Genomic DNA, 25,578 nt, shown 5'->3' with positions numbered 1-25,578 from the left:
GCCCGTAAGCCTTTTCCTGCGCATGATGCGCAAAACCTACCAGAATTGTTACAGGCTTATGATTAACGTTGCGCTGATAGATGACCACGTGGTGGTCCGTTCCGGGTTTGCCCAATTACTTTCACTGGAAAGCGATATCCGTATTACCTGTCAGTTCGACTCGGCAGCACAGGCATGGCCGCATCTGCTGCGCGATCCAATCGACGTGGCGGTGCTGGATATCGCCATGCCGGATGAAAGCGGTCTGAGCCTGTTAAAGCGTTTACGCCAGCAGCGCCCGACGTTCCGCGCCATAATCCTCAGTATTTATGACACCAACGCCTTTGTGCAGAGCGCCATTGATGCCGGGGCTGGCGGCTACCTCACCAAACGCTGCGGCCCGCATGAACTGGTTCAGGCGGTGCGTGCCGTCAGCAGTGGTGGGCTCTACCTGTGTGCCGATGCGCTGCGCGCCCTGCGCCATACGCAACAAACACCAAAAGAGCTGCAGGTGCTCACCCCGCGCGAGAAAGAGATTTTCGATCTGCTGGTCAACGGCCTGAGTGTAAAAACAATTGCCCAGCAACTGACCCTGAGCCACAAAACGGTGCAGGTCCACCGCGCCAATATCCTCGGCAAGCTGCAATGTGCCACGACCATTGAGCTGGTGCATTTCGCTCTGCAACATCAGTTGCTTGCCGGGAGTTAACCGGTGCAACTGATACTGCGCCGGCTGGCGCTTTCTTTATTCCTGGCCCTGTTCTTCAGCCTTAGCTGGCTGGCACTGTGGACCATCAGCCTTTTCCTCAGCCACGACGGCCAGCAGGCGGTGTTATTGTTACCGCAAGGGCTACGCCTGGCGTTATTGATCCTGCTACCCCGGCGCTATTGGCTCACGCTATTGGTGGCGGAAGGCGCGATGCTGCTGTGGCTGCATAGCCAGCAATTGTTGAGCGAACGCCTCTTATTGCTTTTGCCTTGGTTAAGCCTGATACCGGCCTGGTGCATTCAACGGCTCTGGTATCGTTATCACCTGTATTGGCAGCGGCTGTCGCTATTATTGGCCGCCATTACCGCTAATGCTCTGCTGTGCGGGCTGCTGGCCGGGCCGTGGCTGGCGGCCCCTGTCAGCCAGACGTTGCTGGCCGCCTTTACCGGTGGCCTGTTGCTGGTGCCTTTTATCTATCTGATTTATGCCTACCTCCAGCAACAACTGGTTGCCACTATGCCCGTACCCCGGCCTCCCACCCCGCAACTGCGTACTTCCTTGCTGCTGTGGTGCTCACTGTTTTTCACTATCGGGATTTGCGTGCAGTTGGCTATCGCGCCCGAGATGGAACGCCTGCTGCTGATTTTTATCTTTCTGCCTAATGTTTTTATGGCCTATCGGTTTGGTTGGCAAGGTGGCGTGCTGGCAGCCCTGTTTGGCAGCGTACTGATCACTCTAACCCGCCAGGTTGGCGGCGCTTTTCAGGATCTGCGCGAACTGGAGCTGTTCCTCTCCACCCAGGCACTGCTGGGGATCGGGCTGGGGATTGCCATTAGCCGCCAGCAGCAGTTGGCGCAAAAGCTGCAACGCTACCAGCAACAGTTGGAACAGGAGCTTTCGGCCAAGCGGCACCTGATGGAAAGGCTGGTGGGTACTGAGGAAGAGGTGCGCAAGGCCATCGCCCGCGAATTGCATGATGAGATTGGCCAGAACATCACCGCGATCCAGATCCAGGCCATGCTGGTTAACCGCAGTGCCACCGCGCCGGCCACCCGCCTGGCCGCCGAGCAGATTGACTCGCTTTCACAGCGCATCCACCACACCACCCGCACGTTGTTACGCCAATTACGCCCGCCGGTGTTGGAAGAAATGTCGCTGGACAAAGCATTGAGCCATCTGGCCGATGAGTTCTCTTTTATCGAACAGGGGATCGATTTTCGCCTGGATTACCGGCTACCGACCACCCCGGACGACGAAACGCTGGTTGTCACGCTGTATCGCGTGGCGCAGGAACTGCTCAATAACATCAGCAAGCACGCCTGCGCCAGCCACATCCGCCTGAGCCTGACACAGAGTAACCAGACCATCACGCTGGAAGTGCGTGATGATGGCCAGGGTATACCGCAACACCCCACCAGCGGATTTGGCCTGCGCGGTATTGAAGAGCGGGTTCGCGCGCTAGGGGGCGATTGGCTGCTTCAACGACGCAATGGCACCCGCATAATTGTTAACCTGCCCACAAAATTGAACAAAACCCCTCCTGACTAGGAATAAGTCTTAGGTGTCTAAAACCTAGTCTCATCCGTTCCTGTCATCAACTTCTTACACTGCTCTTACTAACCAGAGGAACCCATGACCGCAGCCACGTTAACTGCAGAACAAATCAGCGCTCGTTACCGCTACTGGCGGCCACGCCTGATGTTTTCCATGATCGTCGGCTATGGCGCATTTTACCTGACACGCAAAAGCGTCAGTTACGCCATGCCGGTGATGCAGTTCGAACTTGGGCTGGACAAAGGGGATATCGGCCTGTTGGGCACGCTGTTTTACCTGGCTTACGGCAGCTCGAAGTTTGTTTCCGGCATCGTCAGCGATCGCAGCCAGGTGCGTTGGTTTATGGGTGTTGGGCTGTTTATGACCGGCGTGCTGAACATTCTGTTCGCCTTTTGCCACTCGCTGACCGCGCTGCTGGTGGTGTGGACGTTGAACGGATTCTTTCAGGGCTGGGGATGGCCGCCCTGCGCCAAAATGCTTACCAGTTGGTATTCGCGCAACGAGCGTGGCTTCTGGTGGGGCAGTTGGAATACGTCGATCAGTCTGGGCGGCGCTGCGGTGCCGTTGCTGTCCGGCTTTATGGCCTCACACTACGGTTGGCAATCTGCCCTGTTGCTGCCTGGGGCCATCGGCATGTTGATTGGGCTGTGGCTGTGCTGGCAACTGTGCGGCAAGCCGCAACAGCAGGGTTTGCCCAGCGTTGGCCGCTGGCGGCGCGATCCGCTGGAGCTGTGGCAGGAAGAGCAAAGCCCGCCAATGCCGATGCGGCGGATTTTGTACAACACCATTTTGCGTAATCCGACCATCTGGTTGCTCGGCGTTTCCTACATCCTGGTGTACCTGATACGGATTGCGCTTAACGATTGGGGCAACATCTGGCTGGCGGAGAGCCACGGCGTGAACCTGATGAAGGCGAATGCCACGCTATCGCTGTTTGAATTGGGTGGGCTGTTTGGCGCGCTGTTTGCTGGTTGGGGTTCGGATTTACTGTTCCGTGGCCTGCGGGCACCGATGATCCTGCTGTTCGCCCTCGGGCTGTTTATGGCAATGACCGCCCTGTGGCTGGCCCCGCTGCACCACTATGGGCTGCTTTCGGCCTGTTTTTTCAGCCTGGGCTTTTTTGTGTTTGGGCCACAGATGCTGATCGGTCTGGCCGCCACGGAACACTGCCATAAAGATGCGGCAGGCACCGTTACCGGGTTTCTCGGATTGTTCGCCTACCTGGGTGCCGCGCTGGCCGGTTGGCCGCTGGCTCAGGTGTTACAGCTTTATGGCTGGTACGGTTTTTTTGCCGTGCTGGCGCTGGCCGCCACCTGCGTCGGTCTGCTGTTGATGCCCCTGCTGATGGCCGGGCAGATGCGGCAATGACCCAGGGTGGGGGGTTATCAATAAGTTTGTTTACCCTACAAAGACAACAACAAAAAGGACATCACCATGAAATTGACACCTCTGAATACACTGCTGGCTACCACCCTGGCACTGGCAACCTTAGCCGGTACCGCACAGGCCAAAGGACGCCTGGTGATCTATTGCAGTGCCACCAACACCATGTGTGAAGAAGAAGCCAAAGCCTTCGGGGAAAAATACGACGTCAAGACCAGCTTTATCCGCAACGGCTCCGGCAGCACACTGGCCAAACTGGAAGCGGAGAAGAAAAACCCGCAGGCGGATGTCTGGTACGGCGGCACGCTGGATCCACAATCCCAGGCGGGTGAAATGGACCTGCTGGAGCCCTACGTTTCACCCAACCTGGCGCAAATCATGCCGCAGTTCCGCGATCCGGCCAAACGCAAAGGTAACTACTCCTCTGCGGTCTATATCGGTATTCTCGGTTTTGGCGTCAATACCGATCGCCTGAAAGAGAAAACCTGCCGGAGCCGAAGTGCTGGAAAGATTTGACCAACCCGATCTACAAAGGGGAGATCCAGATCGCCGATCCGCAAAGCTCCGGCACCGCCTACACCGCACTGGCCACTTTTGCCCAATTGTGGGGTGAGGATGCCGCCTTCGAATACCTTAAGCAGCTTAACGGCAATATCTCGCAGTACACCAAATCCGGCATAGCCCCGGCTCGCAACGCTGCACGCGGTGAAACCACCATCGGTATTGGCTTCCTGCACGACTATTCGCTGGAAAAAGAAAAAGGCGCTCCTCTGACGCTGGTTTCGCCATGCGAAGGCTCCGGCTATGAAATTGGCGGCATCAGCGTCATCAAGAATGCCCGCAATATGGAGAACGCCAAGCTGTTCGTTGACTGGGCGCTGTCCAAAGAGGCTCAGGAACTGTCCTGGAAAAAAGGCGAGTCTTACCAGATCCTGACCAACACCACGGCAGAAACCTCCCCGAACTCACTGAAGCTGGACCAATTGAAACTGATTGATTACGACATGGATACCTACGGTGCGTCCGACATGCGTAAGAAGCTGATTTCCAAGTGGGTTAATGATGTGAAAATGGGCAACTGATCCTGCTATGAATCTATACCCGCTGGATTTCACGTTAGAGCGCGGTAACCACGCTGCGGCTTGAAAGACGACGGGTATATGAGGGCGTAGCTTACACGCCCTCCTCATTTTAGTTAATTCCGGGGAACATCATGTCTGAAACCATCACCTTGCGCACCACGCAAGGGCGGGATCCTATTTTCTACTGGCTGCTGCTGGCGCTGGCCGGTTTCGCCCTGCTGCCTTCTTACAGCCTGGACTACGGGTTGTTGGAAGCCACCCGCGAAGAACTATTGGCGGCCTACGGATGGTCACATGCGGGTCTGGCACTGATTTGGTTTGCCGCCCCGCTGTTACTGGTCTTGCGCCCGGCGGTTGCCGCTGGCCGCAAGCAGCGCATCCGCCACCTGTTTGACGCCGGTTATGCCCTGGCCTGCGGGCTGTTGGTGTTTATCAGCGCCGCCATAGCCGAAACCGGAATGGGGTTCGCCACCCTGCCATTGCTGGTAGCAATGGGTGCGGTGATCACCCTGGCGCTGTCCAGGTTGGAATGGCTGGGGGGCGATCGTTTCGTCCTGGGATCGCTGGTAGCGGTGATCGCGCTGATCGCGCTATTTATCATCTTCCCCAGCATCGCCATTTTTATTCCGATGTTTACCGATGAAAGCGGTGCCTTCGCCCCGCTGGCGTTTATGCAGATCCTGGAGCAGGCGCATATCCTGCAGGTGATCTGGAACTCCTTCCTGCTGTCGGTGGCGGTGGGGATCGGCTGCACCTTTTTCGGTATGGTACTGGCGATTTATACCACGCGTATTGCCCGCCGCTCGGCGCTGATTGGCCGCATTTTCTCGATCCTGCCTATCGTTACCCCGCCGTTTGTTGTCGGCTTGGGGGTGACGTTGATGATGGGGCGTTCCGGCTACATTACCGAGTTTATGGCCACCTGGTTCGGCCTGACCAACACCAACTGGCTCTACGGCTTTACCGGTATCTGGCTGGCCCAGGTGCTGGCCTTTACCCCAATGTCATTTATGATCCTTGACGGTGCCATCAAGACCATCCACCCCTCGCTGGAGGAAGCGTCCTACACGCTGCGGGCCAATCGCTTCCAGACCTTCACCCAGGTTTTCCTGCCGCTGCTGAAACCGGCACTGGCCAACTCGTTTTTGATCGTGATCGTTCAGTCGCTGGCCGACTTCAGCAACCCGTTGGTGCTGGGCGGCAACTTCGACGTGCTGGCCACACAGATCTACTTCTACATTACCGGCGCACAGCTTGATTATCAGGCCGCCAGCACTTTGGGCGTGATCCTGCTGCTGTTCTCGCTGTTGGTGTTCTGCGTGCAATACATGTGGATCGGTAAACGTTCCTACGTGACCATTTCCGGCAAATCCAACCATGGGGACGTGCAACCCCTGCCGGATGCCCTGGTGTGGGGCGTTTCGCTGATGCTGTATGTGTGGATCGCCTTCAACGTCTTGCTGTACGGCAGCATTTTCTACGGCAGCTTTACCGTCAACTGGGGCGTGGACTACACGCTGACGCTGGACAACTTCACCAAGCTGTTTGGCCAGGGCTTCAGCGACGGCGCATGGCCTTCTCTGATCGATACCCTGCTGTACGCCGGGATTGCCGCACCGATCACCGCCATCTTCGGGCTGTTGATTGCTTACATCGTGGTGCGCCAGCAGTTCCGCGGCAAGAAGGTGATCGAATTCAGCACCATGCTGTGCTTCGCTGTACCGGGCACCGTGGCTGGGGTTTCCTACATCCTGGCGTTCAACAGCGCGCCGGTTTACCTGACCGGTACGGCGGCCATCGTGATTATCTCGATGGTGATGCGCAACGTGCCGGTGGGGATCCGGGCAGGAATTGCCGGTTTGGGACAACTGGACAAGTCGTTGGATGAGGCATCGCTCAGCCTGCGCGCCGGTTCGCTGCGTACCGTGCTGTATATCCTGCTGCCACTGCTGCGCCCGGCGATCCTTTCGGCATTGGTCTACAGCTTTGTGCGTGCCATGACCACCGTCAGTGCCATTATTTTCCTGGTAACGCCAGATACGCGCGTCGCGACTTCCTACATCCTTAACCGGGTAGAGGATGGCGAATATGGCGTGGCTATCGCCTACGGCTCAATACTGATCGTGGTCATGCTGGCGATTATTTTCCTGTTTGATGCCCTGGTTGGGGAAGCGCGGGTAGCGCGTTCCAAAGCCCGTAATGCTGCCTGAACCCCGGCGGATAAGGATAAACAACATGTCTGAACTTCAAGATAAAAAGCACTTTGTTGAGCTGAAAAATGTCGCCAAACGTTTTGGCAATAACACCGTGATTGGCGACCTGAGCCTGGCCATCCCACGCGGGGATATGGTGACGCTGCTTGGCCCTTCCGGCTGCGGCAAAACCACAGTACTGCGTCTGGTCGCCGGGTTGGAAAAACCCAGCAGCGGGCAGATCTTTATCGATGGCGAGGACGTGACCGACCGCTCCATTCAGCAGCGTGATATCTGTATGGTGTTCCAGTCTTACGCTTTATTCCCGCATATGTCGCTGGGGGATAACATCGGCTATGGCCTGAAAATGTTGGGGCGCCCCAAGGCCGAGATCCGTGACCGGGTGCGCGAAGCCCTGATGCTGGTCGATCTGGAAGGTTTCGAGGAACGCTATGTCGATCAGATCTCCGGCGGCCAACAGCAGCGTGTCGCTCTGGCACGGGCGCTGATCCTGAAACCCAAGGTGCTGCTGTTCGATGAGCCTTTAAGTAACCTGGATGCCAACCTGCGCCGCAGCATGCGCGAGAAAATCCGCGAGTTGCAGCAACAGTTCAACATCACTTCGCTGTACGTGACCCACGATCAGAGTGAAGCCTTTGCCGTTTCGGACAGCGTGCTGGTGATGAACAAAGGGGAAATCATGCAACTCGGTGCCCCGCAGGCGCTGTATCGCTACCCGGCCTCACGCTTTATGGCCGGTTTTATGGGCGATGCCAACATCTTCCCGGCCAAGGTCACCGGCAATGGCGTAGAGATCTTTGGCTACCCGGTGCCGCGCCCGCAAGGGTTCGCCCCTGGCCTGCAACAATGCACGGTGGGTGTGCGCCCAGAAGCCATTACCCTCAGCCAGCATGGGGAGCCAAGCCAACGTTGTACCATCAGCAAAGTGGCTTATATGGGCCCGCAGTATGAGGTGTTGGTGGATTGGCATGACCAGTCGTTGCTGCTGCAGGTTAACGCTACCCAACTGCAGCCTGAGCCGGGGGACAGCTATTATCTGCAAATCCATCCGTTCGGCATGTTTGTGCTCGCCGACGAATAACCTTCTTCCCCGCTCTTTGGGCGGGGATTTTCCAGTGGCGGCCCTGAGATATTTCACGCAGATGTGATCGCGCTCAGCTTCCTTTTCACTGTCACTTTGCAAATGCCACGCGCCGGGTAATGCTGTCAGCCTTGTGATGCCTCATCATTTTGCTGCAACCAGCCCAGGAAACGCCGACCATGCACGTTAGCCCACGTTTCACACTGGCGGAAGTTCTCGCCCGCCGCGACTGGCAAAATCCTGCCTGCACCCATTACCAGCGCCTGCCCGCACATCCTTCGTTTGCCAGTTGGCGTGATGCCAAGGCAGCCCTGGCTGACGCCGCCAGCCCGAGCCAACAATCGCTTAATGGCTTATGGCACTTCAGCTATTTCACCCGCCCACAAGCGGTACCCGAAAGCTGGCTGGAACAGGATTTACCCGATGGCGACCAGCTTGCCGTCCCCGCCAACTGGCAGTTGGCGGGCTATGACGCCCCCATCTACACCAACGTCAAATACCCGATCCCGGTAAACCCACCGCAGGTGCCGGAAGATAACCCGACCGGCTGCTATTCCCGCAGCTTTAACCTCGACGCCACCTGGCTGGAGAGCGGGCAAACCCGGATTATTTTTGATGGCGTCAACTCGGCATTTTATCTGTGGTGCAACGGTCACTGGGTCGGCTATTCGCAAGACAGCCGCCTGCCTGCGGAGTTTGACCTGAGCGCGGTGTTGCAGCCCGGGGAAAACCGGCTGGCGGTGATGGTCTTGCGCTGGTGCGACGGCAGCTATCTGGAAGATCAGGACATGTGGCGGATGAGCGGTATTTTCCGCGACGTCAGCCTGCTGCATAAGCCAACCAGCCACCTGAGCGATATCCATATCACCACCCCATTACGCGACAGTTTCCGCCGTGGCGAACTGGTGGTGGAAGTGCAGACCAATCAACCGCAACAGCATCGGGTGCAGGTGCAACTGTGGCGGCAGGATACGCTGATTGCCGAGCAGACTCAGGCCTTCGGCAGTGAGATCATCGATGAGCGCGGCGCTTATGACGATCGCACCACGCTGCGTTTGCCGGTTGAACAACCGGCGCTGTGGAGTGCCGAAACGCCGGAGCTGTATCGTGCGCTGGTGCAGCTACTTTCCCTCAACGGGGAACTGGTGGAAGCCGAAGCCTATGACGTCGGTTTCCGCCAGGTGGAAATCAGCAACGGGTTGCTGAAGCTCAACGGCCAACCTTTGCTGATCCGCGGAGCCAACCGCCATGAGCACCACCCCGAGCACGGCCAGGTGATGGATGAAGCCACCCTGCGGCAAGATATCTTGCTGATGAAACAGCATAACTTCAACGCGGTCCGCTGCTCCCATTACCCAAACCACCCGCTGTGGTACAAACTGTGCGATCGCTTCGGCCTGTATGTGGTAGACGAAGCCAATATTGAAACCCACGGTATGCAGCCGATGAACCGGCTTGCGAACGACCCGGCATGGTTGCCCGCCATGAGCGAACGCGTCACCCGCATGGTGCAGCGCGATCGCAACCATGCCTGCATTATTATCTGGTCGTTGGGGAATGAATCTGGCCACGGCAGCAACCATGACGCGCTGTATCGCTGGGTGAAAAGCCAGGATCCCACCCGCCCGGTGCAGTATGAAGGCGGCGGAGCCAACTCGGCGGCTACGGATATTCTGTGCCCGATGTATGCCCGCGTCGATCAGGATCAGCCTTTCCCGGCGGTGCCGAAATGGTCGATCAAAAAGTGGATCGGCATGCCGGATGAAACCAGGCCGCTGATCCTGTGTGAATATGCCCACGCCATGGGCAACAGCTTTGGCGGGTTCGACCGCTATTGGCAGGCTTTCCGCAAGCATCCGTGCCTGCAAGGGGGCTTTGTTTGGGATTGGGTCGATCAGGCGCTGACCCGCCTTGATGAAAAGGGGCAACCTTATTGGGCCTACGGTGGGGATTTTGGCGATACGCCTAACGATCGCCAATTCTGCCTGAACGGGTTGGTGTTCCCCGATCGCACTCCCCACCCTGCACTATTCGAAGCCCAGCGGGCGCAGCAGTTTTTCCAGCTCAGCTTTGATGCCCAACAACTGGCGCTAACCATCACCAGCGAGTATCTGTTCCGCACCACCGATAATGAGCAGCTTAACTGGCGGCTGGAACTGGACGGTGTAGAACGTGCCAGCGGCAGTCTGGCGCTCAACCTGCCGCCGCAGGGCAGCGTCACCGTGATCCTGCTGGACAAGTTACCGGTGCTGCATCGCCCGGGCGAGCTATGGCTGAACGTGGAAATCGTGCAACCACAGGCTACCGATTGGTCGGAGGCAAAGCACCGTTGCGCGTGGGATCAATGGCGTTTACCCCGCTCGCTGCACGTGATGCCTTCAGCTCGCCACGGATTATCCCCAGCGTTAACGCAGGATGAGCAACAAATTGAGATCACCCACGGTAACCAGCGCTGGCAGTTCGAACGCTCCAGCGGTTGGCTGAGCCAGTGGTGGCAGGATGAAACGCCGACCTTGCTGGCACCGCTACGCGATAATTTCGCCCGTGCTCCGCTGGATAACGATATTGGCATCAGCGAGGTGGAGCGCATCGATCCTAACGCCTGGGTCGAGCGCTGGAAGCTGGCAGGTATGTATCAACTGGAAGATCACTGCACACAAATCTACGCCGATACGCAGAGCGATGGCGTGCGGGTAGTGACCGAGCATACGTTCAGTTATCAGCAGCAAACGCTGCTGCGCAGCCGCAAACAGTGGCTGTTTGATGACCACGGCAGCGTTCATATTGAGGTTAACGTTACGGTTGCCGACGCCCTGCCGCCGCCTGCCCGTATCGGCCTGAGCTGCCAACTGGCGGATGTCCACGCGCAGGCACAATGGCTGGGGCTTGGCCCACACGAGAACTACCCGGACCGCAAACTTTCCGCCCAACATGGGTTGTGGACCAAACCGCTTGAGCAATTGCATACGCCGTATATCTTCCCCGGGGAAAACGGGCTGCGTTGCGATACCCAGCGGCTGAGTTATGGCGACCTGCAAGTGGCGGGACGCTTCCACTTTTCCTTAAGCCGTTATGGCATGCAGCAGTTAATGCATTGCAGCCATGAGCATTTGCTGGAGGAAGAGCCAGGCACCTGGCTGAACCTGGATGCCCAACACATGGGTGTAGGCGGTGACGACTCCTGGAGCCCAAGCGTGAATCAAGACTTCTTGCTGACTGCCGGGCAGTATCAGTATCAACTGAGTTTAAAACGTGGTTCGGCGAGCTAAATCTGCCAAAACCTCAACGGGTTGCGCATTCTGTAAGCAAACAGTCACAGAATGCGTAATCCTCCTTTGACTTCCCCCGGCACCCCGTTATGATTCTGCCCGTTCACACGATTCCTCTGTAGTTCAGTCGGTAGAACGGCGGACTGTTAATCCGTATGTCACTGGTTCGAGTCCAGTCAGAGGAGCCAAATTCAGAGAAGCCCGCTTAAGGAAACTTAAGCGGGCTTTTTGTTTTGGGTTATCCGCTACCAAAACGTTCTTACTCAGTCTTTACTGGGTGCGCCGGACCGAATAACCGGCACAGGAAGACTGTTCAATGATATTTATGCACCATCACACTCTGCCGCCGCATTCGTTGAAGAAGCAGAAATTGCACACTCAAAGCAGCGATAATAGCGCAAGCATAAGCTGCGGCTAGACTGAACGAGAGCAGCATCAGATTCAGCACCCAGAAGAAGATGGCAAAACCCAGCAGCCCGCCAACCAGCCCACGCATCACGCGCTGAGCCGCCTCAAAACCTGCCATCACGTGCGAAAACACGGCCAGAATGACCGCCATAAGCGGAAAAGAGGCGATCACACCGCTGACGCCGGCCCCAAGAAAAGGCGCTGCCACAGTCACCCCCATCACCACCAGGACGATGATCAGTATTCTGAGCGGCATATCCCAGTGCGGATACGCCAGGGTGGATTTCAATACCAACTGACGCGGTATCAGCCTTAGCGCTGCCGCCATCACCGGCAGTGTCAGCAGGAACAACCCTGTCTGCTTTATCCCGCTCAGTTGAAGCAGGGCAGCCGCTATCGCAAATGTTGCCGTCGCAGCGAGCAGCGCGGGCAACCAGCCCCGGCGGGCAAACCGGCAGTAGGCGACAGCAAAGCAAGCCTGAGCAACCGTCGCTGCCAGGGAACCGGTGGTGGCACTGGCCGCAAAATCTTTGCCATGCTCAAGTGCCAGAAAAAGGAGATCGGCCCTGACGTCAACGGCAGACCGACAAGTAACCCACCCACTGACTCGCCCCACTTTCTGCTGGCAAGCGTCGAGAACAGCATCAGAACAGGGGCGAAGACCAGCTTAACCAGGAGCAGCGCCATGTTATCCCCTGATCTGCATCGCAGCACCCACCGCCATGAACACGCCACCGCAGACACGATTAAAGCGTCGACCGGTACGCGCGAGCCACGGACGGATTCTGTTAGCGGCAGTCGCACAGACATACTCGGCACAGAACTCGGTAAAAGCATATGTCAGCGCAACTGCAGCGAACTGGATCAGCAAGCTTCGATCTGGCGCGATGAACTGAGGAATAACCGCCGAGAAAAAAGTAACGCCTTCGGGTTGGTGGCTGCAGAAAAAAGCCCTGCCTGAACATCTGCTGTAGATTTGCCACAATGGCATGCGACCCTGCCTCGTTAGTGATTGGCGGTGAACGCCATAGCTTATAACCCAGAAATACAAGGTAAAGACCGCCGACGATACGCAGCACAATGAGCCATTTCTCGGAGGCCTGCAAAAGTGCGCCAATGCCAAACATACACAACCCAATTAGAAGCACAAACCCTATCAGGCCGCCAGTGATGGTCACCAAAGTCTTGCGGGTGCCGTGCATCGCGCCGTGTGTCAGAACCAGAAGACTGTTTGGCCCTGGAACAAATGATATGCCAGCAGAGGTGATGAGAAACAAAAGCCAGGTATTGAACAGCATCAGGTATCCCTCAATGACTGTGGAAAGGTTATTTGCATCGATAGTGATTTCCATACACAGCGCTGACAAATCATTTGTTTTCACAACATACGTGAATTATTCTCACACGTATGATATTCGACCGACTACCTCCCCTGCAGACCCTGCGTGCTTTTGAAGCAGCAGGCAGACTCTCCAGCATGACGCTGGCGGCAGCCGAACTGCATGTCACACACGGCGCGATAAGCCGGCAAATCCGGATGCTCGAAGAGCATCTGGGAATCCGACTTTTTCTCAGACTGACCCGGCAGATTATCCTGACGGAGGAAGGGGCAGAATTTCACCATGCCGTTACCCGCATTCTGGGAGAACTGACGGGTGAATCCGAGCGGCTGCGAGGCAGAAATCCAGCCATGAGTCTGCGGATAAGCACTGGCGTATCATTTGCCAGTAAGTGGCTGGCGCCCCGCCTTAGCCGGTTAAAGTTGCGCTATCCGGAATTTGACGTTCATCTGGATGTCACTGACATTCATGCCGATCTCAATAACGGACAGGTCGATGCGGCCATTCGCTACGGTAATGGCCACTACCGGAATGCTTCAGCTGAACGTATCCTCGAAGAAACCGTCACCCCAGTCTGCAGTACAGGCTACCTTTGCGCACATAATGGCTTGACTGACATTAAGGAACTTTCGGGTTGCGTTCTTCTTCATGAAGACAGAATGCTAGCAAACTGGGAGGCCTGGTTTGCAATGACTGGAGAAAAAACATCCGCTGCTATCAGGGGCCATTATGGAGCCATGGCAGCATGGTGGCTGAAGCAGCTATCCGTGGCGAAGGCGTGGCGCTGGGACGCAGCGTTCTGATTGCCGATGATATAGCGGCTGGCAGGCTGGTTGTCCCATTCCCGCAGTACAAACTGAAGGCTGAGCGAGGATACGATTTGGTTTACCGTACTGGCTCTCAGGATACACCTAAAGTTCGGGCGCTAAGGGAGTGGCTCTCTGAAGAAATGCGCATGCTGGAAGAATAAATTCCCCCTGAAGTAACGCTCCGCTGCTGGCGCTTAACAATCAGGAGTCGGGTCTGCTATGGGTGAGGAGCGAGCTTAACTGAAACATTTTCTGCGGCCGAGTAACTGCAATGAGTCATTTATTCAGTGTACTTCCTATGTTGATTGTTAGGATCGAGCAAGAGAAAACACTGCGTGTTTTGATAAAAAAGTAACTATATAAGTGTGTTTATTACAGTTATCGACACCACCACATAGTTCATATAAAAATGAGTTATCTTTAGGTTTATCAAGATGTTCTCCTTGACGAGATGGGTATTTAAAGACTAACTTAGAAGGAATAAATTTGAAGCGAAAAAATTAAATCATCAAAAGAGGTTATGATGAATGTGACATTAATTTCGAGTATCCTTGGTGGTGTTTTTGCTATAGCTTCCGTTGTGATTTCCGTTGGAATTACCACATACAATCAGAATAGAGTCAATAAAATAAATAATACTTTGGAAACAAAGAAGAAACATCAATATTACCTTGAGCCATTGATTAGGTCGGCCGCTGACTTGCAAAGCCGAATTTATAACATATTAGAAGGCGGGTTCATTGAGAGGTATTATCATAATGGAAATGACCGAAATCGAAAATATGTTATAGACAATACTATTTTTCTTGTGGCTCAATTTTTTGCATGGACCGAAGCAGCTCGTATTGACGTTCAGTTTCTTAATCTTGAAAATGATTTAAAGACTCGTAAGTTATCCGAGTTGCAGAGTAAAATATATTCATTGATACAAACAGATAGTCTTGGGCCTCATTTTATGTTCTTTGCAGGAGAACAAAGAGCTATTGGTGAGCAGATGTTAACTAAAACGGATAAGGGATACAACTGTATAGGATACGGTGAATTTTTAAAAAAGACGCATTCTGCAACGAGTTTTTATTTGAAGAACTAAAAAAGAAGTTATTAAAATGACGACAAACATACGTGGCTATCGTGGTCGATTACAGAAATTGCAACATGCACTCATTGATTTACTAGATTATCTTGATCCCAATGAAGTCAGAATCAATAACAATAAACGTTCTAAAATACAAAGATAACTCCTGACATTGAAGGAGGAATTACATAGAAAGAGATTGCTAAAGAACGTGTGAGCATTTTAACTCACTAAAAATAAGCCCTCAATGAAATTCGGGGCTATTCTCGTTGGTGGTAGAGACGTCCGCTCCTGGCAATGAGCGTTGTCAGACCCTGTAAATAATTCTGTGTAACTGCCCACTCGTTAAAGGTGATCGCTCAGGCGATCACCGAACTCAATAATAAAACGACTCATCGCCAGCCGCCAGTTCTGGATCGGCATACTCCATTTTTTGAAGCATCCTTGATCGCCAGATAAATAACTTTTCGCACCGAGTCATCTGTCGGGAACACCTTTCGCTTTTTGATCGCTGCACGGATAACGCTGTTCAGCGACTCGATGGCATTCGTCGTGTAGATCGCCTTGCGGATATCAGGTGGATAGCCGAAGAACGTATTGAGATTTTCCCAGTGTGCACGCCGGCTTTTGCTGATTTGCGGATATTTATCGTCCCAGGCTCCCGCGAACGTATCCAGTGCCATCAGCGCGGCTTCTTCCGTCGAAGCCTGATACACCGTTTTCAACCCACTGGTGACTGCTTTATAGTCTCTCCACGACACGTATTTCAGGCTGTTGCGCACCCTATGGATAATACACAGCTGGATATGTGTCTGGGGATAAACGCTGTTTATCGCATCCGGGAAGCCCTTCAGTCCGTCCACGCAGGCAATCAGGATATCCTGAAGCCCCCGGTTTTTAAGCTCTGTCAGCACATTGAGCCAGAACTTCGCCCCTTCATTTTCGGCAAGCCACATGCCCAGGAGCTCTTTCTGGCCTTCAGTATTAATGCCCAGAGCGAGGAATACGGCTTTGTTAATCACGCTGCCAGCTTGACGAACCTTCACCACGATACAGTCAAGATAAACAATGGGATAAAACCTCGGTCATAGCTATAGATTGTCTCGGCATTGCAGCAGTAGCAATTCTTACTATAAGGATAGGGCTTCGAGCCATGCATACCGATGAGTATTAAGTTATATCATTTGCATCGAATAAACTACCGGGAGGCATCAAATAGAGTCCTCCCATTTTTTTATTAACTAAATTTCGGGTTAAATATTCTCTGCCCCTTACAAGGAATCAAGTCATTTATTTCTATTTTAGTATTATCCTTAATAAACTCAAGAGCATTCTCAACAGCATCAAATGACACTATATCTTCCCTTAAATATTCTTCCGCAAGCATTTTTTACTCTAATATTTCATCAATAAAAACTTTATACATCCCCTCCCATTTTTGCAGTCCAACAGAGGACCAACAAACTTCGTTATCGACTAAAAAAGAATAACGCACTCCGACTTGAGTACCTCGTTCTATTATGTCAATCAAGTTAGCATTTAAATTCATTTTCCACCTACTATGTTAATTACTACTTTAATCCCATCTTCACGCTTTATATTTATATGCGGGAAGTTTCCGTGATCATCTGTCGGAGCGTGCCCCCTTACTCGACCTGTTGCAGGATCGATAGCGTAATCTTTATGGTATGCCCCCTTCTTTGAAGTGGTCCATTTTTGTTTTCTTTCTCACACCAACGGCATCCTGTGGCCCAACGCCTCTAACTTTATGATAATTATGGAATGTTGCATGAAGCAATTCGTCAGCTTCTGTCTTGATTCTAATTTCAACAGTAGTATTCTTACCCCCGTTCTTAATGCTTCGACTTTTTTAGGGCACGCAGCCAGCCCCAGCGGGTCTATCCATATGAGAGGATTCGGTGCGAGTTCACCCTGATCCTTCCAGCTTTTTTCAAATCACTTCAATAATAAAATAATCGAAGGTTCCTGACCTTTTTCTTTACATTTTAAGCTTACGTTTTCAATAGTAACTATTAGCGTTTCTTTTATTTCGCTAGTTGCCAAAGAGAAATTACATAACTCTATCAATAAACACTCTGAATCAGCTACATGTATTTTTGTCATTTCATCTTGCGGATAGCGCAAGCTGAATAAACAATCAATCAGAGCATTAATATTCCTACCAAAAAAACCAGGAAATCCAAATATATTTGAAAGCTCAGTGTAAAAATCATCTAATGTTTTTATTTTGGAAAAATTTATTTTAACTTTATTTCCTATCTTCATTACTTCCACCCTCCAAGATTTATCTCTATAAATGAATCATAATGATCATGACTGTAATAGGCTTTTCCTGTCTTGGTGTCGACAACTACACGCCTCGCTCCATTACCGCCAAGATCCGGTGTCTTAACAGTCCATTCTTTATATGGGCCACTTCCTGTATCAAGCCGTTGACTATTCGGATTGCCTATAGAGTGTGTATTACCAAAGGTTGTCCCATCATTTGAGTAATGGGGATTATTTGATTTAATCCTATCAACAGTATTTTGAAGTTCACGCATGTCTCTTTTCGACATTGGATGACCCCATTTATCTTTAATAGCCGAGTGAGCCTGCTTCGGATTACTTGCTGAATGGGTACATTTAAGACCCAATGGATCGACCCATATAAGGGGATTCGGTGCATAAGCATATAAATTTAGCCCTCCCATTAGCCCGATCGGATCCGGTGTGATAAACCGCCCAACCTCTGGCGCATAATACCGGTAGGTATTGTAGTGCAGCCCGGTCTCTTCATCCAGATATTGCCCGGCATAACGCAGTGGTTGGCGGAATCGCCCCAGCGGCTGGCTGAAATTGCGCCACATCGCATCGGTCTGGCGTGTCACCTGACCAAACACCCCATACTGGCCCGACCATAACATATCCCCCTGCGCATCGGTTACTTCTTGCGGCGAACCGTTCAGGTCGGTGTGATACCAGTAAAGCTTGTCCCCACTGTAATGCCGTTCAATGCAGGCCAGCGGTGTGTAGGCTTCGTTCGGGTCATAACAGTAGGTTTGCTGGTGATCGTCAGTACGACTTTGCAGCAACCGCAATCCTTGCCACAAGAAATGGGTCTCACGCCGTTCTTGACGGAGGGTGACCACCTTGCTTGACCGGCGGCCCAGTGGGTACTGCGCTTCAAACAGTCCCTTTGGCCCGTCACCTTTCGCCCTCACCAAGCGGTTATCCGCGTCATAGCGATAGTGCTGGCTGCCGGGACCTTTCTGCCTGACCGACATATTACCGAAGGCATCATACTGGTACTGCCATTCCTCCCAGCGAGTCAATCGGTTATCACTGTAAGGCTGGCAACCACGGACATACGGTGAACTTTCCGGCGTCTGTAATGGCAGTATCAAGGCATTATCAGCCTGATCATAATGCACAGAAGTCTGATCGCCATGTGTCGAATAGACGTTGCGCAGCCGACCTTCAACATCATAACCATAACTCAGCATGCCCCGATTACTGTCCTCCACAGCAGCCAGTTCATGCAAATCATCGTAATGGTAGGCTCGCCACAGAACCCCTTGCTCTGGGGATGTGAGTGCGTCGGTGAGGCGATGGTTGATACTGCTCTGCCACTGGCGACGCCCCAGGCGGTCATATCGCCGGTACTGCGTCAAAGCCCCTGGGTACGGCTGGTCTCACGGTGCAGTGCATCGCGCTCAAACTCGCTGATTATCTGGTCATTGAAACGGATAGCAGTGACGTGCCCAGAACCGTAATGCAGCCACTGGAACAGGTCATCGTTCGGCAGGCCGAGTGTGGTCAGGTTGCCCAACGCATCATACTGGTAGCTCAGTGCTTCCACACCGTTATGCTCTCGAGTCACCCGACCCAACGCATCCCGTTCAAAGCTCACGGTATTGGGCTGGATACCCAGCTTCTGCCCCTGTTCCGTCGGTGTACGGCTGGCGCTGAGTAAACTGCCCATCGTATCCCACCGGTACGTTACCCATTCAGTCTGCGTCTGACGTGCAATCACCTGGCCTACCGCATCGTAGGTCAGTTGACTGACTTTCTCTGGGCAGTGTCCTTCGGCGTCTGTAGTACCGCGCTGCACGACCTCTGCAACCTGCCCATCGGCATTAAAACGGTAACCGTAGCGGGTATCGTCCGGGCGCTGCTCTTCCTGTAAACGACCTTCCGCATCCCTGATAAAGCGATACTCGCCACCGTTGGCATTATCCAGGCTGAGCAGGTGGCCTTCTACATCATAGTCATAACGGATAACCCGGTTCAGCCGGTCTGTCGCGCTCAGGGTTTGCCCACGTGCGTTATACTGCCAATGGCGGGGTAGATTGTTCCCTTGCTGATGACTGAGCAGTAACCCGGCGTCAGACCAGTCAAACTGTTCCGTTGAACCGTCTGGCAGGGTCAGCAGGATCAGTTGCCCTGCATCGTTATACTGGTAGCGGGTTTCCTGTTGCAATGCATCACGGCGGGAGACCATCTGCCCCAACGAATCATAGCGCCAGGCCGTGGGTTGGCCGGAGCAATCGATATAACCTGTCAGCAGTCCCTGGCTATTCCAGCTTAACTGGCTCTCGCCACCCCGCGCATCAGCGACGAGGTCTGGTAGCAGCGTATGGGTGTGTGGATAGTGATAGTGCGTTGATTGCAACAGCCGGTCTGTTTCCTGCACAACCCGGCCCTGTTCATCCCACGCGGTGCTCCCCGAGGTGCCATCCGGCCAGAATACAAAGGTCTGCCGATCTGTAGTGGTTCGGTCATTCAGGACATCTCTAAAACCTGTTAATGTTAAAACAGTGAAATACCCTCTTAAATTCGATCTTTTTAGTTAAAAACATCACTCATCTCGATATTGTCGCAAATCACAAAAAATCTTATTAACAAGCTAATGATTGTTTTTGTGACTGGTATCTCCGTTTGTTTAATGACATACAAAAGCAAATCGTTTACATATTAACGAAAGCAAACTGCCATCAGGATATTTTTGGGGCCACTGTCCAAGAGCGCCGATAAGGAAATCCCTATGCGACAACATGACCTTTGCATTCTGTTCCCCCTTCCCCATTCCAAACCGGGCCGTGTGGCGGTGTTAAACAGAAATCATCTAGATATGCCTTTAACTAAGCTCCTGCAGATAATACCTTTGCCTATGGTGCGATTTGTCTGCGCCGACATCTTACGTAGCCGACAACAAGATTTCTTCTCCATCATTGGCTTGAGGCAGGGTTATGCGCGGGCATAAAGCGTCAGTCACGTCTTCGACCTGGCAGAGTACGCTGGTATTCGGCGCGGGGGTCAGTGCTGCATTACACCTCTGGAAACTTGTCCCCGCGTTGCCTCAGTTGCAGAACACCCTTTCGCTGACAATTATGCAGGCCGGTTGGATGATTTCTGTTTTCCAATTAGCGGGAATGCTGTTGGGGATGCCTCTGGGGCTATTAATCCCACGCTTTGGCCTGAAACGCAGCATTTTAACCGGATTATATATTCTATCCGCCACTTCCTTTGTCGGCGCATTTTGCCAGCATGCTACTGCGCTGTTACTGCTGCGCATTGTGGAAGGGATGGCATTATTGCTGGTGACAATGGCCGCCCCAGGAGTGATGCGCGAGGTAGCCCCCAAGGAAAAAATCCACTTCTTTATGTCGTTATGGAGCGCTTATATCCCCACAGCGACGATGCTTGCCCTCTTTGTTGGGGCAGTCATGTTAATGGTAACCAACTGGAACATCCTGTGGATTGCTTGTGGCATCTTGTCGCTTGTTTTCGCCACGCTGGTTCATCGGCATATCACCTTTGTACATCCTTGCGCTGAAACAGACGGGTTAACATTGAGCCGAATATGGCAACGTCTAAAAGGGGTGCTCAGCGTTAAAATCTGCTGGCTATTGGCACTGACTTTCTCCATGTACACCAGCCAGTGGGTTGCGATCATCAGTTTCCTTCCCCTCATTTACCAGCAAGCGGGGATCTCTGGAGTGTTGATGGGCTTTTGCACTGCACTAGCTGCCGGCGTAAATATCATTGGTAATCTACTGGCCGGAAAACTATTGCAACGGGGCATAGCCCCTCACCGGCTACTGTTCATCGCTTTTGCCACCATGATCGTTACCGCCTATATCGCTTTTGCCCTCGACGCTACCCTCAGCATTCAACTTCTGGCGATATCACTCTTTTCTGCTGCGGGAGGCCTGGCACCTGCGACCTTATTTAACCTGGCGGTAAAAATCCCCGCATCAGCCTATGACACCGCACCGGTGGTGGGTTGGTTACAGCAATGGATTAGTGCGGGCCAGTTCTTTGGACCGATTATGGTCGCAGGGTGGGTTGACTATACTCATGGCTGGCAAAATGTGTGGCTATTAACGGGGGCGTGGGGAGCGATGGGGATTGTGTTCACCTTGATGCTACGGCGATCGTCCGTTTAAGGATTTTGCACCTATCCCGGCAAGCGTTACTTTAGATAGCAACATGGGCAAATATAAAATAGCCAACCACGGGAACCGCATCGATGACCTTTTCTTTGCCCATTTTGCACCTCACCCCCACCAATCAGATAGCATTCAACCTGGCAAGCACATCATCAGAAAGCTTAAGGTCGGCGACAGCAAGGTTCTCTTTCAGGTGTGCCAAAGACGAAGTACCCGGGATCAGCAGAATATTGGGCGAACGGTGCAGTAACCACGCGAGCGCCAGTTGCATCGGTGTTACCCCCAGTTGCTGCGCCACCTCTGATAGCGTTGAAGACTGCAACGGCGTAAAACCACCCAGCGGGAAGAACGGCACATAGGCAATGCCCTCTGCGGCCAGCTCATCAACCAAGGCGTCGTCGTGTCGGTGCACCAGGTTATAATTGTTCTGCACGCAGACAATGTCACAAATCCCGCGCCCTTGCGCGACCTGTCTGGATGTCACATGACTCAAGCCGATATGGCGCACCAGCCCCTGTTGCTGCAGTTCTGCCAGAACGTTGAGCGGTTCTTCGATCGAACCTTCTGCCGGGTGATGGGGATCAAACATGCAGCGCAAATTGACCACATCAAGCACATCCAGCCCCAGGTTGCGAAGGTTGTCGTGAACAGCCTGGGTCAACTCTTGCGCTGAGAAAGCCGGGATCCACTCCCCGTTTTCGCCGCGCCGTGCGCCGATCTTGGTGACAATAACCAGATCGTCAGCATAAGGATGCAGCGCCTGGCAGATAATCTGGTTGGTGTGGTGCGGGCCATAAAAATCGCTGGTATCAATGTGGTTGACCCCACACGCAACAGCTTCACGCAGCACCGCAATGGCCGTTTGCGGATCTTTAGGCGGGCCGAAAACCCCAGGACCTGCAAGCTGCATGGCACCGTAACCGAGGCGTTTGACGGTATGCGTACCGAGTGCAAACGTTCCTGACGAGTGAAGACTGGACATATTCAAACTCCTCTTATAATGCATTGTCTGTTCAATAGGATCGGCTCTCAAAGGCCCAGCATATTCCTTATGCTCGTCACCTGACAAGCCGCAACGTTGTCAGCGTTTTAGCACGCTGGCGAGGCGCTGCACCGCCGTTTCGATTTCATAATCTGTCAGGGACGCGTAGCCCAATATCCAACCGGCTCGCTTTTGCTCCCCGGCATATAACCGGCTAAGCCCGGCTAACTGCACGCCCGCGGCTTCTGCCTGGCGGATCGTTTTCTCTTCCGACCATCCCTCGGCCAGCAAACAAGGGATCTGTAGCCCGCCTTCTGGCCGCAACGCGGTAACAACATCCCCCAGATGCTGGCCGAGGGCTCGCAGCAACACCGCCCTGCGCCCGGCATACAGCTTGCGCATCGCCCGAACATGCGAGTTGTAATGCCCATCTTCCATAAAACGCGCCAAGGTTAGCTGCAGGATCTGCGGTGTGTGGCCATCCATGATACTGCGTGCATAGGTGAATGCCTTGACCAGTTCATGTGGTAACGCCATGTAGCCGATCCGCAGGCCTGGATACAGCGTTTTGCTGAAGGTGCCCAGATAGAGGGTTCGTTGATATTTATCCAAACCCTGCACACAGGCCGTTGGCAGCCCTTCGTAGTGAAACTCGCTGTCATAATCATCTTCGATAATCCATTTGCCGTTTTCAGCAGCCCAGTTAATCAACTCCAGCCTGCGCTCCAGCGGTAAGGTCGCCCCGGTGGGATATTGGTGAGAAGGTGTTACGTAGAGGCAATTGGCACCGCTGCGATCGGCCCGCAGAAGCGCCATGCGGATACCTTGCTCGTCGACATCAATCGGTACAATCCTGGCCTCTGCTGATTCAAAGGCCTTTCTGGCACCGAAATAACCTGGGTTCTCCAGCAGGATCGGTTTGCCCGCGTCCACCAGCAGTTGTGCGCACAGAAATAAAGATTGCCTGGTACTGCTCAGCACCAGGATCTGCTCAGGGTAAACCTTGGCCCCGCGCTCCAGATTCAGATAGGCCGCGATCGCCTTTCGCAAGGGTTCCGCCCCTTGAGGATCGCCATGCAGCAGCACATTGGTGCGATGTTCTTTCAACACCTGGCGTTGCAGGCGCTCCCAGACATCGAGGGGAAGTTACGGGTTTCCGGCAGCCCGGTAGCAAACGCCCGGATCTCCTGCTGATCGGCTACCCCATTACTGGCAAAGATAGCTCTGCCACGCTGGCTCAGGCTCGCCCCAGGTTCCCTGGCTTTACGTTTGTCATCCTGCAGCTTTACCCGTCGGCGGGCGGCTCCTCTTAACTCAGAACCTACCCTCTCCGAGACATAACTCCCAGATCCTTTGCGCCTGACGATAAAACCGTCGCGGTGCAGTTGCCCATAGGCGTTCTCAACGGTATCGCGGGCAACGGCGAGTGATGTCGCCAATGAACGGGTCGCCGGTAGTTTGACATTTGAAGCCAATACTCCTTCGAGGATCAGAGCGCGTAAGGCACGCTGAATGCGCTGGTGCAGATCCAGGCACTGAAAATCGGCGTCATTAAGCCGTATTCTTAGCGTCTCAAGCTCGAAGGATTTAGACATCATTTTGCCTTAACAAGATAAAGTTGCCGCCATTATAGGAGGGGTTAAAAATGAAAACAGGCACTTTGTCCCCCGAAGGCGCGGGAACTGTATCAAGTTATCATCACTATAATGGCTATCAGCCGTACACCGGATATCGGCGGCACAACGCCACCACTTGCTCCTGCACCTGATGCGTTATTTGCTCGTCACCGCCGGAGGCTAATGCATCCAACACATCACAGAGCCAACCGGCCAGTAGCTCACATTCCGTAATGCCAAATCCCCGAGTGGTAACCGCCGGGGTGCCAATCCGCACGCCAGAAGTGACAAAGGGTGAGCGAGGGTCATTAGGCACCGAATTTTTGTTGGTGGTGATATAAGCCCGGCTCAGGGCCGCATCGGCATCTTTGCCGGTGTAGGGTTTATCCGACAGGTCAATCAGCATCATATGGTTGTCTGTTCCCCCAGAAACCACCTGGTAACCCCGCTTTTGCAGCACCGCCGCCATGGCTCGGGCGTTAGCAACAACCCGCTGCTGATAAACGCGGAATTCCGGTGATAGCGCTTCTTTAAAGGCCACGGCCTTGGCCGCAATGATGTGCATCAACGGCCCGCCCTGCACGCCAGGGAACACGGCAGAATCGAGCTTTTTATTGAATTCCTCACTCTGCCCCTGGGAGAGGATGATGCCGCCACGCGGGCCACGCAGGGTTTTGTGGGTGGTACTGGTAACAACATGGGCATAAGGCAGCGGGTTGGGATATTCGCCTGCCGCCACCAGGCCAGCCACGTGGGCCATATCCACCCAGAAGATGGCGCCAACCTTATCGGCAATGGCGCGCATACGGGCCCAATCTTTATGACGGGAATAGGCAGAGAAGCCGCCAATAAGCAGTTTGGGCCGAGTCTCCAGCGCAATGCGCTCCATCTCTTCGTAGTCAATCAGCCCGGTCTGCGGATCAAGGCCGTAGGGCACAATCTTGTAGAGCCGCCCAGAAAAGTTGGACGGGTTACCGTGGGTCAGGTGCCCTCCCTGCGCCAGGTTCATCCCCATCACCGTGTCACCGGGGTTGGTCAGTGCCAAGAAAACGGCGGCGTTGGCCTGGGCTCCGGCATGGGGCTGAACGTTGGCATAGTCGCAGTCAAACAGCGCTTTTACCCGCTCGATGGCCAGGCGCTCGGCCACATCAACATATTCGCAGCCGCTGTAATAGCGTTTGCCTGGGTAGCCTTCGGCATATTTGTTGGTGAAAACCGAGTTCTGAATTGCCATCACCGTCGGGCTGGCATAGTTTTCAGAAGCAATAAGTTCGACGTGGTCTTCCTGGCGGCGTGCTTCGTTATCGATCGCCGCGGCGAGCTCGGCGTCAAATTCCTTCAAGGTCACAGATGATAGGTACATGTTGGGATCCTCAAGTTTGAAAAGGCCCTTTTATACCGCAACTATGGACTGTTTTATCCTGACACTTTTCACGATATCAGCAGACCACTTTAAATCCACGACACGGCTCCTCCTTGCCCTGTGAATACCTGCTCTCAGATCACACTCTCGCGTTTTAACATGAAAAGTACAATTTTTTACCTGAATGTTACATTCCATTAAAATAACCTTCACGCATACTTGTTGAGCAACCATCCTATGGGACTTAATACCTGACTCCG

At 53.6% G+C, this 25,578-nt stretch carries 19 protein-coding genes, 1 tRNA gene and 2 pseudogenes; 12 read left to right on the top strand and 10 right to left on the bottom strand.

What is annotated here, in order from left to right:
- The first annotated feature begins 58 nt into the window (after nucleotides 1-58).
- The 8 genes and pseudogenes from ACQ86O_RS15280 to ACQ86O_RS15245 all read left to right on the top strand — a co-directional run bounded on the left by ACQ86O_RS15280 (nucleotide 59) and on the right by ACQ86O_RS15245 (nucleotide 11,458).
- Nucleotides 59-688 (top strand): response regulator, encoded by a 630-nt coding sequence (locus tag ACQ86O_RS15280; RefSeq protein ID WP_431221824.1) that lies wholly within the window; start codon nucleotides 59-61, stop codon nucleotides 686-688.
- Nucleotides 689-703: 15 nt separating this feature from the next.
- Nucleotides 704-2,236 (top strand): MASE1 domain-containing sensor histidine kinase, encoded by a 1,533-nt coding sequence (locus ACQ86O_RS15275; RefSeq protein WP_431225738.1) that lies wholly within the window; start codon nucleotides 704-706, stop codon nucleotides 2,234-2,236.
- An 84-nt stretch (nucleotides 2,237-2,320) separates the two neighbouring features.
- Nucleotides 2,321-3,610: an MFS transporter family glucose-6-phosphate receptor UhpC gene (uhpC, locus tag ACQ86O_RS15270; protein ID WP_431221823.1), complete on the top strand. Its 1,290-nt coding sequence runs from the start codon at nucleotides 2,321-2,323 to the stop codon at nucleotides 3,608-3,610.
- A 66-nt stretch (nucleotides 3,611-3,676) separates the two neighbouring features.
- A pseudogene (locus ACQ86O_RS15265) lies at nucleotides 3,677-4,707 on the top strand (ABC transporter substrate-binding protein).
- A gap of 131 nt (nucleotides 4,708-4,838) precedes the next feature.
- A complete protein-coding gene (locus ACQ86O_RS15260; protein ID WP_431221822.1) occupies nucleotides 4,839-6,917 on the top strand; it encodes an ABC transporter permease in 2,079 nt (692 codons plus the stop codon).
- Nucleotides 6,918-6,942: 25 nt separating this feature from the next.
- Nucleotides 6,943-8,001, top strand: a complete 1,059-nt coding sequence (gene fbpC, locus ACQ86O_RS15255; protein WP_431221821.1) for a ferric ABC transporter ATP-binding protein — start codon at nucleotides 6,943-6,945, stop codon at nucleotides 7,999-8,001.
- 179 nt (nucleotides 8,002-8,180) lie between these two features.
- Nucleotides 8,181-11,270: a beta-galactosidase gene (locus tag ACQ86O_RS15250; RefSeq protein ID WP_431221820.1), complete on the top strand. Its 3,090-nt coding sequence runs from the start codon at nucleotides 8,181-8,183 to the stop codon at nucleotides 11,268-11,270.
- 112 nt (nucleotides 11,271-11,382) lie between these two features.
- Nucleotides 11,383-11,458 (top strand) — tRNA-Asn (locus ACQ86O_RS15245).
- A 125-nt stretch (nucleotides 11,459-11,583) separates the two neighbouring features.
- On the opposite strand, the gene ACQ86O_RS15240 is transcribed toward ACQ86O_RS15245, so the two are convergent.
- Entirely contained in the window at nucleotides 11,584-12,294 is a 711-nt protein-coding gene (locus ACQ86O_RS15240; RefSeq protein WP_431221819.1) for a hypothetical protein, read from the bottom strand.
- Nucleotides 12,295-12,466: 172 nt separating this feature from the next.
- Entirely contained in the window at nucleotides 12,467-13,030 is a 564-nt protein-coding gene (locus ACQ86O_RS15235) for a LysE family translocator (protein ID WP_431221818.1), read from the bottom strand.
- A 125-nt stretch (nucleotides 13,031-13,155) separates the two neighbouring features.
- Here ACQ86O_RS15235 and ACQ86O_RS15230 point away from each other — a divergent pair, with 125 nt between their 5' ends.
- The 3 genes from ACQ86O_RS15230 to ACQ86O_RS15220 all read left to right on the top strand — a co-directional run bounded on the left by ACQ86O_RS15230 (nucleotide 13,156) and on the right by ACQ86O_RS15220 (nucleotide 14,917).
- The gene (locus ACQ86O_RS15230; protein ID WP_431221817.1) at nucleotides 13,156-13,821 is read left to right on the top strand and encodes a LysR substrate-binding domain-containing protein; all 666 of its coding nucleotides are present in this window, start codon (nucleotides 13,156-13,158) and stop codon (nucleotides 13,819-13,821) included.
- Nucleotides 13,764-13,988 (top strand): LysR substrate-binding domain-containing protein, encoded by a 225-nt coding sequence (locus ACQ86O_RS15225; protein WP_431221816.1) that lies wholly within the window; start codon nucleotides 13,764-13,766, stop codon nucleotides 13,986-13,988. The genes ACQ86O_RS15230 and ACQ86O_RS15225 overlap by 58 nt, the downstream gene beginning before the upstream one ends.
- 359 nt (nucleotides 13,989-14,347) lie before the next feature.
- Nucleotides 14,348-14,917 carry a lysogenic protein gene (locus ACQ86O_RS15220; RefSeq protein WP_431221815.1) on the top strand — a complete coding sequence of 190 codons (570 nt, stop codon included), beginning with the start codon at nucleotides 14,348-14,350 and terminating at the stop codon, nucleotides 14,915-14,917.
- 330 nt (nucleotides 14,918-15,247) lie between these two features.
- Here ACQ86O_RS15220 and ACQ86O_RS15215 read toward each other — a convergent pair.
- From ACQ86O_RS15215 to ACQ86O_RS15200, 4 genes and pseudogenes are all read right to left on the bottom strand, one after another.
- Nucleotides 15,248-15,978: pseudogene (locus tag ACQ86O_RS15215) on the bottom strand (IS256 family transposase); the annotation flags it as partial.
- 880 nt (nucleotides 15,979-16,858) lie between these two features.
- On the bottom strand, nucleotides 16,859-17,188 hold the full coding sequence (locus tag ACQ86O_RS15210; RefSeq protein WP_431221814.1) for a barstar family protein: 330 nt from the start codon (nucleotides 17,186-17,188) through the stop codon (nucleotides 16,859-16,861).
- Nucleotides 17,188-18,576, bottom strand: coding sequence for an RHS repeat-associated core domain-containing protein (locus ACQ86O_RS15205; protein ID WP_431221813.1), 1,389 nt, complete (start codon nucleotides 18,574-18,576; stop codon nucleotides 17,188-17,190). The genes ACQ86O_RS15210 and ACQ86O_RS15205 overlap by 1 nt, the downstream gene beginning before the upstream one ends.
- On the bottom strand, nucleotides 18,573-19,598 hold the full coding sequence (locus ACQ86O_RS15200) for a hypothetical protein (protein ID WP_431221812.1): 1,026 nt from the start codon (nucleotides 19,596-19,598) through the stop codon (nucleotides 18,573-18,575). The genes ACQ86O_RS15205 and ACQ86O_RS15200 overlap by 4 nt, the downstream gene beginning before the upstream one ends.
- Nucleotides 19,599-20,154: 556 nt before the next feature.
- On the opposite strand from ACQ86O_RS15200, the gene ACQ86O_RS15195 reads away from it, so the two are divergent.
- Complete coding sequence (locus tag ACQ86O_RS15195) at nucleotides 20,155-21,354, top strand: CynX/NimT family MFS transporter (protein ID WP_431221811.1); 1,200 nt, start codon at nucleotides 20,155-20,157, stop codon at nucleotides 21,352-21,354.
- Nucleotides 21,355-21,478: 124 nt separating this feature from the next.
- Here ACQ86O_RS15195 and ACQ86O_RS15190 read toward each other — a convergent pair whose 3' ends face one another.
- The 4 genes from ACQ86O_RS15190 to glyA all read right to left on the bottom strand — a co-directional run bounded on the left by ACQ86O_RS15190 (nucleotide 21,479) and on the right by glyA (nucleotide 25,318).
- Nucleotides 21,479-22,339: an aldo/keto reductase family oxidoreductase gene (locus ACQ86O_RS15190; protein ID WP_431221810.1), complete on the bottom strand. Its 861-nt coding sequence runs from the start codon at nucleotides 22,337-22,339 to the stop codon at nucleotides 21,479-21,481.
- A gap of 99 nt (nucleotides 22,340-22,438) precedes the next feature.
- A complete protein-coding gene (locus ACQ86O_RS15185) occupies nucleotides 22,439-23,449 on the bottom strand; it encodes a PLP-dependent aminotransferase family protein (RefSeq protein WP_431221809.1) in 1,011 nt (336 codons plus the stop codon).
- On the bottom strand, nucleotides 23,443-23,937 hold the full coding sequence (locus ACQ86O_RS15180) for a GntR family transcriptional regulator (protein ID WP_431221808.1): 495 nt from the start codon (nucleotides 23,935-23,937) through the stop codon (nucleotides 23,443-23,445). Before ACQ86O_RS15180 ends, ACQ86O_RS15185 begins: the two co-directional genes overlap by 7 nt.
- Before the next feature lie 115 nt (nucleotides 23,938-24,052).
- Complete coding sequence (gene glyA / locus ACQ86O_RS15175) at nucleotides 24,053-25,318, bottom strand: serine hydroxymethyltransferase (RefSeq protein WP_431221807.1); 1,266 nt, start codon at nucleotides 25,316-25,318, stop codon at nucleotides 24,053-24,055.
- Nucleotides 25,319-25,578: the final 260 nt, after the last annotated feature.

It is taken from the genome of Serratia sp. L9 (genome assembly GCF_050632285.1).
GTDB lineage: Bacteria > Pseudomonadota > Gammaproteobacteria > Enterobacterales > Enterobacteriaceae > Chania.
Note: the sequence above shows the minus strand (reverse complement) of the source record. Positions and strands in the feature narration are given on the sequence as shown.

Coding starts and splice junctions, on each gene's coding strand:
- ACQ86O_RS15260 (WP_431221822.1), top strand. CDS start 4,839: ATGTCTGAAACCATCACCTTGCGCACCACGCAAGGGCGGGATCCTATT.
- ACQ86O_RS15210 (WP_431221814.1), bottom strand. CDS start 17,188: ATGAAGATAGGAAATAAAGTTAAAATAAATTTTTCCAAAATAAAAACA.
- ACQ86O_RS15250 (WP_431221820.1), top strand. CDS start 8,181: ATGCACGTTAGCCCACGTTTCACACTGGCGGAAGTTCTCGCCCGCCGC.
- ACQ86O_RS15225 (WP_431221816.1), top strand. CDS start 13,764: ATGGTGGCTGAAGCAGCTATCCGTGGCGAAGGCGTGGCGCTGGGACGC.
- ACQ86O_RS15230 (WP_431221817.1), top strand. CDS start 13,156: ATGACGCTGGCGGCAGCCGAACTGCATGTCACACACGGCGCGATAAGC.
- ACQ86O_RS15220 (WP_431221815.1), top strand. CDS start 14,348: ATGATGAATGTGACATTAATTTCGAGTATCCTTGGTGGTGTTTTTGCT.
- uhpC (WP_431221823.1), top strand. CDS start 2,321: ATGACCGCAGCCACGTTAACTGCAGAACAAATCAGCGCTCGTTACCGC.
- glyA (WP_431221807.1), bottom strand. CDS start 25,318: ATGTACCTATCATCTGTGACCTTGAAGGAATTTGACGCCGAGCTCGCC.
- ACQ86O_RS15195 (WP_431221811.1), top strand. CDS start 20,155: ATGCGCGGGCATAAAGCGTCAGTCACGTCTTCGACCTGGCAGAGTACG.
- ACQ86O_RS15190 (WP_431221810.1), bottom strand. CDS start 22,339: ATGTCCAGTCTTCACTCGTCAGGAACGTTTGCACTCGGTACGCATACC.
- ACQ86O_RS15235 (WP_431221818.1), bottom strand. CDS start 13,030: ATGGAAATCACTATCGATGCAAATAACCTTTCCACAGTCATTGAGGGA.
- ACQ86O_RS15280 (WP_431221824.1), top strand. CDS start 59: ATGATTAACGTTGCGCTGATAGATGACCACGTGGTGGTCCGTTCCGGG.
- ACQ86O_RS15180 (WP_431221808.1), bottom strand. CDS start 23,937: ATGATGTCTAAATCCTTCGAGCTTGAGACGCTAAGAATACGGCTTAAT.
- fbpC (WP_431221821.1), top strand. CDS start 6,943: ATGTCTGAACTTCAAGATAAAAAGCACTTTGTTGAGCTGAAAAATGTC.